Annotated in this window: 8 protein-coding genes; 4 read left to right on the forward strand and 4 right to left on the reverse strand. The window is 72.4% G+C overall.

Going from position 1 to position 10440, the window contains the following annotated elements; translation table 11 throughout:
* The 3 genes from JGS39_RS36095 to JGS39_RS36105 all read right to left on the reverse strand — a co-directional run.
* The coding region (locus JGS39_RS36095) for a DUF1206 domain-containing protein (protein ID WP_219573989.1) at nt 1-889 on the reverse strand (889 nt) is incomplete at its 3' end.
* Nucleotides 890-923: 34 nt separating this feature from the next.
* Complete coding sequence (locus JGS39_RS36100) at nt 924-2558, reverse strand: N-acyl-D-amino-acid deacylase family protein (RefSeq protein WP_219573990.1); 1635 nt, start codon at nt 2556-2558, stop codon at nt 924-926.
* A 172-nt stretch (nt 2559-2730) separates the two neighbouring features.
* Nucleotides 2731-4074 (reverse strand): alanine racemase, encoded by a 1344-nt coding sequence (locus JGS39_RS36105; RefSeq protein WP_219573991.1) that lies wholly within the window; start codon nt 4072-4074, stop codon nt 2731-2733.
* Between the two features lie 162 nt (nt 4075-4236).
* Here JGS39_RS36105 and JGS39_RS36110 point away from each other — a divergent pair, with 162 nt between their 5' ends.
* The 4 genes from JGS39_RS36110 (at nt 4237) to JGS39_RS36125 (ending at nt 8146) form a co-directional block, all read left to right on the forward strand.
* A complete protein-coding gene (locus JGS39_RS36110) occupies nt 4237-5289 on the forward strand; it encodes a sugar kinase (protein ID WP_219573992.1) in 1053 nt (350 codons plus the stop codon).
* A 73-nt stretch (nt 5290-5362) separates the two neighbouring features.
* Nucleotides 5363-6121, forward strand: a complete 759-nt coding sequence (locus JGS39_RS36115; protein ID WP_219573993.1) for an IclR family transcriptional regulator — start codon at nt 5363-5365, stop codon at nt 6119-6121.
* Between the two features lie 6 nt (nt 6122-6127).
* On the forward strand, nt 6128-6547 hold the full coding sequence (locus JGS39_RS36120) for a RidA family protein (RefSeq protein WP_219573994.1): 420 nt from the start codon (nt 6128-6130) through the stop codon (nt 6545-6547).
* 123 nt (nt 6548-6670) lie between these two features.
* On the forward strand, nt 6671-8146 hold the full coding sequence (locus JGS39_RS36125) for a GntP family permease (protein WP_219573995.1): 1476 nt from the start codon (nt 6671-6673) through the stop codon (nt 8144-8146).
* A gap of 43 nt (nt 8147-8189) precedes the next feature.
* On the opposite strand, the gene JGS39_RS36130 is transcribed toward JGS39_RS36125, so the two are convergent.
* Nucleotides 8190-10440 (reverse strand): serine/threonine-protein kinase (locus JGS39_RS36130; RefSeq protein ID WP_219573996.1); only part of this gene is annotated, 2251 nt, incomplete at its 5' end.

Consider the following 10440-nt stretch of genomic DNA (forward strand, 5'->3'; position numbering starts at 1 on the left):
CCTTCGCCACGACACCGGCCGGCCCCTGGCTGCTGGCCCTGATCGCCGTGGGCCTGATGGCGTTCGCCCAGGAGAACAGGCCGAACGCCATCAGGCCCACGGCGATCAGGGCCAGCAGCCAGGGGCCGGCCGGTGTCGTGGCGAAGGAGCGCAGGGTGTCGTCCATCCCCTTGGCCTCGCCCGAGCGGGCCTTCACCGCCGCGGCCACGGCGAAGCCGCCCGCGACCGCGAAGACGAGTCCTCGGGAGACACCGCCGAAGACCCCGGTGATGTCCACGGCGCGCCGCTCGGCGGGCGACATCTCGCCCATCCGCAGATGCTTGTGGAACTTCCGGAGTGCCGCCCGGCCCGCGATCCACAGGCCCGCGCCGGCGATGACCGCCCCGGCCGCACCCACCAGCCAGCGCCCGCCCGATATGTCGAGCACCTGAGCTGTGACGTCCTTCGACTGCGAGTCGCCTGAACCGCTGCCGCTGCCCCGGTCGCCCGCCGCGAACATCAGGACCGAGTACGACACGAAGGCGTAGAAGACGGCGCGTCCCGCCGAGGCCAGGCGCTTGGTCGCCTTGCGCCCGTCCGGGCCCGCGGCTCCGAACGCCGCCTCGGACAGCCGCCACAGGGCCATACCGGCCAGGGCGACCCCCAGGACCCACAGCAGGACGGAACCGAAAGGCTTCTGCGCGATCTCCGCGAGCGCCCCACCCCGGTCCGCCTGCTTCTCGCCGCCCCCGTCCCCGCCGAACGCGATGCGCAGCGCGAGGACGCCGACCAGGACATAGATCACTCCGCGGGCGACGAATCCCGCCCGGCCGGCCGCCTCGACGGCCGAACTGTCACCCGCCCGTCTTGCCTTCCCGTGACTCTTCCGGGCTGTCGCAGAGATATTCATGTTCAGGCGGGTGCCCCGGCCGCGAGGACGGAAACTACCGGGCTCCGGCGGCGGCCGTGCTGCCGGACCGTACCGAGCGACCCGCCAGCACCTGGGTCCGCTTCCCGTCCTCGATGACGAAACGGCCGTCGATCAGTACGTGCGGAATGCCGGTCGGCAGGGTGCGGGGTTCGTCGAACGTGGAGCCGGCCGCAACCGTCGCCGGGTCGAAGAGCACCAGGTCGGCGCGGTAGCCCTCGCGCACGTACCCGCGGTCGGCCAGCCGCAGCCGGGCCGCCGGGCGCGAGGTGAGATGGGCGACGCACTCCTCCAGGGAGAGGATGCCCAGCTCCCTCACGTACCGGCCGAGATACTGCGGGAACGTGCCGTACGCCCGCGGGTGCGGCTTGTCGCCCTGGAGGATGCCGTCGCTGCCGCCGGTGTGGACGCGGTGGCGCATGATCTGCCGGACGTTCTCCTCATGGCCCACGTGCTGGAGGATCGTCGTCCCCAGCCGGTCGTCCAGCAGCAGCCGCCGCGCGGTCACCCAGGGCTCCTCGCCCCGCACCTGCGCGGACTCGGCCACCGTACGGCCGACGTGCGCGGCGAGGTCCGGCACGCTGACGCCGGAGATCTCGATGGTGTCCCACTCGATCGGCACCCCGTGGCAGCCGTCCGAGCCCACGACCTCCAGGTCGTGGCGGATCCTCGCCGCCGTGGTGTCGTCGGCCAGGCGCGTCAGGACCGACTCCGGGCCGCCCTCGCTCGCCCAGCTGGGCAGCATGGCGACCAGGGTCGTACAGCCCGGGGTGTACGGGTAGGTGTCGAGGGAGATGTCGGCGCCCGCGTCGAGCGCGCCGTCGAGCAGGGCGAGCAGCTCCGGGGCGCGGCCCTCGTTCACACCGAAGTTCATGGTGGCGTGGGCGAGATGGAGGGCGCAGCCCGCGGTGCGGGTGAGCCGCACCATCTCCTCGTACGCCTCCAGTGCTCCGGCGCCGTACGAGCGGTGGTGCGGGCAGTAGTAGCCGCCGTGCTGGGCCACCACCCTGCACAGGGCGGTGAGTTCGGCGTCGTCCGCGTACATGCCCGGGGTGTAGGTGAGTCCCGAGGACATGCCGACGGCGCCCTCGGCCATTCCCTGGGCGACGAGTTGCTCCATCCGGGACAGCTCGGCCTCGGTGGCGGGCCGGTCGTCCCAGCCGACCGCGTGCATCCGGACGGTGCCCTGCGGGATCAGATAGGCGGCGTTCACCGCGATGCCCCGGCCGCCGAAGTTGCGGTCGAGCCGGTCGAGGTACTCGCCGACGGTGCGCCAGTCGAAGTCGATGTCGCTCCCGTCGCCGTTCCATCCGGTGATGGAGCGGCGGACCTCGGCGAGGGTGCGGTCGTCGACGGGGGCGTACGACAGCCCGTCCTGACCCAGCACTTCGAGGGTGACGCCCTGCGCCGCCTTCGAGCTGTGGTCGGGGTCGCGCAGCAGGGCGAGGTCGCTGTGGGCGTGCATGTCGACGAAGCCGGGGGAGAGGGCGAGACCGTCGGCGTCCAGGGTGCGGGCGGCGGTGGGGCGGGGGCCGGGGGAGTCCTCGCGGTGGATCTCCGCGACGCGGCCGTCGGCGAGGGCCACGTCGGCGCGGTAGGAAGGGGTGGCGGTGCCGTCGATGACGCGGGCGTCGCGGATGACCAGGTCCATGGGGGGTGCCTTTCAGGGCCGGCCGGGGCACTGCCCCGGCCCGCGCTCATCGGTGGGGCGCAATCGGTGAAGCTCGATCGATGGGGCTCGACCGGTGGTGATCGATCGGTGAAGCTCGATCGGTGGGGACGGATCGGTGGGGATGGATCTGTGGGGATCGATCGGGTGGGGCTCAGAAGAACGTGCGGACGTAGTCCGTGACCGTCCCGTCCGCCTCGACCAGCGGAATCAGCTGCCACTTGTCGAAGCTCGTGCAGGGGTGCGACAGCCCCATCCCCACCCAGTCCCCGACCTCCAGCTCGGCCGCCCCGTCCGTCCGTACCCACGCGTGCTGGTCCGACAGGCCGGTTACCTCGATCCCCGTCGCCTCCCGCACCGAGCCGTCGCGCCCGGACCGCACGACCTGTGCCTGCGGCAGGTCGAGGTCGTAGGCGGCGTCCCGCTTGCCCGCGTTCAGGAACGCCTGCTCGCCGGTGGGGCGCGACACGACCTGGGCCCAGAGCCGGAAGGCGGGCTGCAGCGCGCCCTCCTCGGGGACCCGGTTGAAGGGGGTGAGATGGCGGTAGTGCCCGTCGTCGTGCGAGACGTACGCCCCCGAGCGGAGCAACTTGCATACGGGGAAGGAGAGTTCGGGGATCTCGGCGAACACGTCCGCGACCGCGTCGAACCACGCGCTGCCGCCCGCGCTGATCACTACCGCCTCACCGGCGTCCATTGCCGCGAACCGCCCCGCCGCGTCGAAGTCCGCGGCGAGCGCGACGAGCCGTCGCAGCCAGTCCCGTACGCGCTCCCCGGTCGCGTCCGGCACCTCGCCCTCGTAACCGGCCACACCCACCAGACGCAGCGTCCCGGCGGCGGCCACCGCGTCGGCGACGGCGGCGCAGTCTGCCTCCGTACGGGCACCGGTGCGTGCGCCGTCGCCCGCGCCGAGCTCCACGACGACGTCCACCGGGCGGGAGGCGCCGGCCTCGCTCAGGGCCCGGTCCATCAGCTCGACGCCGCGCACCGAGTCGACGTAACAGATGAAGCGGAACTCCGGGTCGGCGTTCAGTTCGCCCGCGAGCCAGGTCAGCGCTGCCGCGTCGACGAGCTCGTTGGCGAGGAAGATCCGCTGGATCCCGAACGCCCGGTAGACGCGTGCCTGGTGCGGGACCGCCGCGGTGATGCCCCACGCGCCGTGCTCCAGCTGGCGGGCGAACAGCTGCGGGGACATCGAGGTCTTGCCGTGCGGTGCGAAGGCGAGGCCGTGGCGCTGTGCGTACGTCTCCAGCAGCGTCAGGTTGTGGGCGACGGACTCGGCCGACAGCGCGAGCACCGGGGTGGTGAACCCGCCGGTGAAGAGGTTGCGCCGCTCGGCGGCCAGGTCGCCGACGGTCAGGCCCTCCGCGTCGGGCGGGAGCGCCTTGAACCGGTGGTCGACCCGCTCTGCGGCGAGTCGGGCGAGTCCGGCCGGCCCGGCGAGTCCGGCGGTTCCGGCGGTTCCGGTGGGTCCGTCCACGGGGCGGTCGGCAGCCATGGGGGCTCCTTCTCGATCGAAGTAGGTCGGCGTCGCAGTTCACTCACCGTTGCAACATATGCAACACCCATTGCGTATATCGCTCAGGGCTGTCTAACATCCGAGCCGACGCCCGGTCAATGGTGAGACCCGGCGCCGCCCGCCCGACCCCGAGGAGCCCGAGTGTCCGGAACCCCGGCCAGGACCGACGCCGAAACGGCCACCGATGTCGTGTGCCTCGGCGAGTCCATGGTGACGTTCCTGCCCTCACGGCCCGGGCGCCTCGCCGACGTCCCCTCCTTCGGCCGCGGCATCGGCGGCGCCGAGTCCAACGTGGCCTGCGCCCTCGCCGCGGCCGGGCACCGCGCGGCCTGGGTGAGCCGGGTCGGCGCGGACGGCTTCGGCGACCACCTCGTCGACGCGATCTCCGCGTACGGGGTCGACACCTCCGCGGTGCGGCGCGACCCGGGCCGGCCCACGGGCATCTACTTCCGTACGGCGACGGACCGCGGCACCGACGTCCACGAGGTGGCGTACTACCGGGCCGGGTCCGCGGCCTCGGCGATGTCGCCCGCGAACGTCCCGCACGAGGTGCTGCTCACCGGCCGGGTCCTGCACCTGTCCGGCATCACGGCAGCGCTCTCCGCCGACTGCCTGGCCCTGCTGCACGAGCTGACGGCCCCGCGCCCCGGGCGCCCGCTCGTCTCCTTCGACGTCAACCACCGCCCGGGCCTCTGGCGCGACGCCGACGCGTCCCCGGGCGTCCTGCTGGACCTGGCCCGCCGCGCCGACCTCGTCTTCGTCGGCGAGGACGAGGCGGAGGAGGCGTGGGGGGTGAAGGGTGCCGCCGCGATCCGCGAGGCGCTGCCGGAACCGGCGGTGCTGGTCGTGAAGCGGGGCGCTGAGGGCGCGACGGTGTACTCCGCAGGGCCGGACCCGGCCGACACCGTCACCGACGTCCCAGCCCTCCGCGTCGACGTCGTCGCCCCCGTCGGGGCCGGTGACGCCTTCGCCGCAGGGTTCCTCTCCGCCACCCTGCGCGGGCTGCCCGTCCGCGACCGGGCCCGGCACGGGCACCTGATGGCCGCCGCCGTCCTCACCGTCCCCGGCGACCTCACCGACCCGCCCGCCCGCGACCGGGCGGACCGCCTCGCGGCCCTCGACGACACCGACTGGGGGAGACTGCGTCTCGGCCCCGGGTGGACGGGGGACGACACGGAGGTACGTACGACATGAGCGAGTGCTGCGAGCGATTCGACAAGAGGGGCGTCATCGGCGAAGGCCGGGCCGAGGACTGCGAGGCACGCGCATGAGCCAGACCGTCGACCGGGCGCTGAGCATCCTGCCGTTGCTCGCCCAGGGACCCGCCGACCTCGGACAGGTCGCCGAGCGGCTCGGCGTCCACAAGTCCACGGCCCTGCGCCTCCTGCGTACGCTCCACGAGCACGGGCTCGTCTACCGCCAGCAGGACCAGCGCTACCGCCTCGGCGCGCGGCTCTTCGCCCTCGCACAGGAGGCCGTCGAGAACCTCGACGTACGGGAGATCGCCCACGCGCACCTCGTCGAGCTCAACGCGAACTGCGGCCACACCGTCCACCTCGCGGTGTACGAGGAGAACGAGGTCCTCTACATCGACAAGGTCGAGAGCCGCTACCCGGTACGGATGTACTCCCGCATCGGCAAGCCCGTCGCGATCACCGTCGCTGCCGTGGCCAAACTCCTGCTCGCCGACCTCTCCGAGACCGAGCGGCGCTCCATCGCGGAGAAGCTCGACTACCCCATGTACACGTCCCGTTCGACCCCCGGCCCCGGCGCCTTCCTCAAGGAACTCGCCACCGTGCGCGAACAGGGATGGGCCACCGACCTCGGTGGCCACGAGGAGTCCATCAACTGCGTCGGCGCACCCATCCGCGGCGCCGACGGGCGCGTCGTCGCCGCGATGTCGGTCTCCGCACCGAACGTGGTCGTCACGGCCGAGGAACTCCTCACCCTGCTCCCCCTGGTCCGTCGCACCGCCGACACCATCAGCCGGGAGTACTCCGGCACCAACCGACCCAAGAAAGTCTGATCAGCGATGACCGACAAGACCGTGAAGACCCCGCTCACCCCGAGCACCCACACCGCCCCGCCCGCGAAGTTCTCGCACGGCGTGCGGAAGGGGAACATCCTCCAGGTCGCCGGCCAGGTCGGCTTCCTGCCCGCCGTCGAGGGCCAGGCCCCCACCCCGGCCGGACCGACCCTGCGCGAGCAGACCCTCCAGACCTTCGCCAACGTCAAGGCGATCCTGGAGGAGGGCGGCGCGAGCTGGGACGACGTGATGATGATGCGCGTCTACCTCACGGACGTGGACCACTTCGCGGAGATGAACGAGATCTACAACACCTACTTCGGCGAGCAGAACCTCAAGGAGGCCCCCGCCGCCCGCACGACGGTCTACGTCGGCCTGCCCAAGGGCCTGCTCATCGAGATCGACGCCCTCGCGGTCCTCGGCTGAGCCTGATCCCCTTGCCGCACCCGCACCACCGCACCACCACGCACGGCACGGCGCCCCGCTCCACAGCGGCGCCGTGCCGCGCTCCGCCCTACCCAGAACCCATGGACGACAACGGAGTTACCCATGCTGCTCGCCGCCAGCCCCCCACCGGTCGAGACGCCACCCCACACCGGTGGACTCCTCCTCCTCATAGACGGGACGGCCGGTCTGCTGACCGTCGCCGTCCTCGGCATCGCGCTCCTCCTCTTCCTGATCATCAAGGTCAGGCTCCAGCCGTTCGTCGCGCTGCTCGCCGTCTCCATAGCCGTCGGCCTGGGCGCCGGCCTCTCCGTCACCGAGCTCTTCGGTACGGTGCAGAAGTCCGCCGCCGTCTCCGTCATCGAGTCCGGCATGGGCGGCATCCTCGGCCATGTGGCGATCATCATCGGCCTCGGTACGATGCTCGGCGCGATCCTCGAAGTCTCCGGCGGAGCCGAGGTGCTGAGCGCCCGCCTGCTGAACCTCTTCGGTGAGAAGCGCGCCCCGCTCGCCATGGGCCTGACCGGTCTGATCTTCGGTATCCCGGTCTTCTTCGACGTCGGCATCTTCGTCCTCGCGCCGATCGTCTACGCGGCAGCCAAGCGCTCCGGCAAGTCGATCCTGCTCTACGCGATGCCGCTCCTCGCGGGCCTGTCCATGACACACGCGTTCCTGCCGCCGCACCCCGGCCCGGTCGCCGCCGCCGGCCTCTTCCACGTCTCGCTGGGCTGGGTCATCCTGATGGGCGCCGTCGTCGGCATCCCGTCGGTCCTGGCCGCCTGGGGCTACGCCGCGTGGATCGGCAAGCGGATCTTCGTCGAGGTCCCGCAGGACATGGTCGAGGCCGCCGAGGAGGCGAAGGCCGCCGTCGTCGCCGAGCAGCGGGCCGCCGGGGTCACCCCGCACGAGGCCCCCGTCGCGCTCTCCACCGTCCTCGCGATCATCGGCACCCCGCTGGTGCTGATCCTCGCCGCGACGTTCTCCTCCATCGCGCTCGACCCCTCGACACCCCGCTCGGTCATCGAGTTCTTCGGCAACCCGTTCGTCGCCCTGACGATCGCGCTGCTGCTCGCCTACTACCTGCTCGGCATCCGGCGCGGCTGGTCCCGCAAGTCCCTGGAGTCCGTGTCGACGTCGTCCCTCAAGCCGGTCGGCAACATCCTGCTCGTAGTGGGCGCGGGCGGCATCTTCGGCGCCGTGCTCAAGGCCAGCGGCATCGCGGACGCGCTCGCCGACACGTTCAACGACGTCGGCCTGCCCGTCATCCTGCTCGCCTGGCTCATCTCGGCGGTCCTGCGCATCGCCCAGGGCTCGGCGACGGTGGCCATCGTCACCACGGCCGGCATCGTGGTCCCGCTCGTCGAGGACCAAGACTTCTCACAGCCGCACCTGGCGCTGATCATCATGGCGATCTCGGCCGGTTCGATCATCGCCTCGCACGTCAACGACGGCGGCTTCTGGATGGTGTCGAAGTACTTCGGCATCTCCGAGCGCGACACCCTGAAGTCCTGGACGGTCCTGGAGACGGTCCTGTCGGTCGCGGGCTTCGTGGTGGCGGCGCTGCTGAGCCTGGTGATCTAGGGGCCTGGTGATCCGGGCCCCTTCGGCACCGGTACGGGCAGGTTCAGGCGGCCGACGCGCAGATGATGCTCCGGCCCTGGTTCACCTGCCAGTACCAGAACTTCTCACCGCGCTCCGACGGGCAGGTCCAGTTCTGGCCCGCCGTCGGAGCCCGGTAGAGCCCGGTGATGCGCAGGATGGACTGACCGGCCTTGGGTACGGTCGACGCGTTGCAGCGCCAGACCACGGTCAGGTCGGCGTTGGTGGCCCCGTTCACGTCCGCGGGGAAGCACTGGCCCACCTGGTACACCCGGTCGAGGCAGAGCGTCCGGTCGACGCCGTCGTCACCGGATCTGCTCCACCAGGTGAATCCCGCTCCCGTATCGCAGGAGCTGGATCCACCCGACCGGGTACTGACACGGTTGACGTGCATATACGCGTTCGAGGCGTTGCAGCTCACCCGGACCGGGCTGCCGGCGCTCATGTCGTCGTGCCCGTCGTTGTACACGTCGAGGCAGTCGCCGGCGTGCACAGCGGCGAACGCCCGGTCGGTGGCATCCGGGGTGGGGGTCGGCGTGGGAGTGGGCGTGGGTGTGGGCGTCGGATCGTCCGCTGTGTCGCTGTCGGAGTCGTAGCTGCTGTCGCTGTGGGAATCGGTGTCGGTGTCCGAGCCGGAGTCGTCCGTGCTGGTGTCGTTGTCGGACGACGCCGATCCGCCGCTGCCGGAACTCGACGAACTGCCTCTGCTGCCACTCTCGTTGCCCGTCGACTCCCAGGGCTGCCAGACCAGCAGCGCGATGACGACGGCCACGGCGGCCAGCCAGCCCAGTGCCGAGGAGTTCCCCGAGGAGCCGGTCCGAGGCGGCGTCGGACGCGTCGTCGTCGGCCCGGGCGGCCCGGTCGGAGCGGTGCTGGGTGAGGTCGTGCGCGCCCGGGCGGCACGGGCCGCCCGGCGGGCGGCCTCCTGCTCGGCCCGCCGGGCCGCCTCGCGCTCGGCCGCTTCCCTTGCGGCCCGCTCCCGCTCGGCCTGCTCCCGCGCCGCCTCCTCGCGCTGGATCCGTTCCCGTTCGGCCCGCCTCCGCGCACGCTCCTGCTCTGCGCGGGCGTGTTCCTGCGCCGCGCGCTCCCGTTCGCGGCGGGCGCGCTCGGCCTCCTCTCGCTGGGCTGCCTGCCGCTCGGCGTCCAGGCGCGCCGCCTCGACACGCTCCCGTTCGGCGCGTTCCTGCTCGGCCTGCTCCGCGCGCTGCCGCTCCGCCAGTTCCGCGAGGGCCGCCATCTCCCGCCGGGTCCGATCGCGGCGGTCACGGTCGCGGGCCGCCCGGGCCTGGCGCTCCGGCGGGTAGATCAGCGTTGGGGGAGGGGGCGGCACCGGGTTCGTGCGCTGGACGAGTGTCGGGGCCGCCGGGTTCACCGTCGGCGGCCTGGGCCGGCTCGTCCGGCTCGTCCGGCCTGTGTGATCCGGGCGATCCGTGCGACCCGTCCTGTTCGTCCGGTGGGCGTTCGCGAGTTCCAGGCCCTGGGTCGCGTACGCGCCGATGAGCGCCGTCCACCGCGGCGGCAGCCACCGGGTGCCGCTGTGGGAGGCCGGCAGATGGGCCTGGGCCGCGCGGAAGCGTGCGAGCAGGTCGGCGGGCTCGGGGCGCCGCTCCGGGTCGACCGACAGACAGGGCCGGATCGTCGCGACGAGCTCCTTCGGCAGCCCGCCGAGGTCGAGTTCGCCACGTTGGACACGGGCCAGCAGCCGCAGGGTGTCGCCGTCGGCGGCGTAGGGCGGCCGCCCGGTGGCGAGCAGGAACAGGGTCGCGCCGAGCGAGTAGACGTCGGACGCGGCGGTGGACTCCTCGCCGCGCGCCTGCTCGGGCGAGGTGAACGCGATCGTGCCGAGCGTGAGCCCGGTCAGCGTGAGGTCGCTGGCGTGCGAGATGCCGAAGTCGATGACCCGGGGGCCGTCCAGCGGCAGCAGCACGTTCTGCGGCTTCACATCGCGGTGGACGATGCCCACCCCGTGCAGTGTGACCAGGGCCTCCGCCGTGCCGGCGGCGATCCACCGTACGGCCGAAGCGGGCAACACCCCGCAGTTGCGCACCAGTTCGGAGAGCGGGGGTGCGGCGATGTAGTCGATGGCCATCCACGGCCGCTCCGCCGCGGGGTCGGCGTCGCGCACCCGCGCCGTGTAGGCGCTGGCGACCCGTTGCGCGACCGCCACCTCGCGCGCGAAGCGCCGCCGGTCGACATCGCTGACGGTGCCCTCGGCCAGCAGCGTCTTCACGGCGACGAGACCCCGCTCGCCCCGATCGCCGCCGCGGGCGAGATAG

The sequence above is a fragment of the Streptomyces poriferorum genome, from assembly GCF_019399235.1.
In the GTDB taxonomy this organism is placed as follows: Bacteria; Actinomycetota; Actinomycetes; order Streptomycetales; family Streptomycetaceae; genus Streptomyces; species Streptomyces poriferorum.

Coding starts and splice junctions, on each gene's coding strand:
- JGS39_RS36120 (WP_219573994.1), top strand. CDS start 6,128: ATGACCGACAAGACCGTGAAGACCCCGCTCACCCCGAGCACCCACACC.
- JGS39_RS36100 (WP_219573990.1), bottom strand. CDS start 2,558: ATGGACCTGGTCATCCGCGACGCCCGCGTCATCGACGGCACCGCCACC.
- JGS39_RS36125 (WP_219573995.1), top strand. CDS start 6,671: ATGCTGCTCGCCGCCAGCCCCCCACCGGTCGAGACGCCACCCCACACC.
- JGS39_RS36115 (WP_219573993.1), top strand. CDS start 5,363: ATGAGCCAGACCGTCGACCGGGCGCTGAGCATCCTGCCGTTGCTCGCC.
- JGS39_RS36105 (WP_219573991.1), bottom strand. CDS start 4,074: ATGGCTGCCGACCGCCCCGTGGACGGACCCACCGGAACCGCCGGAACC.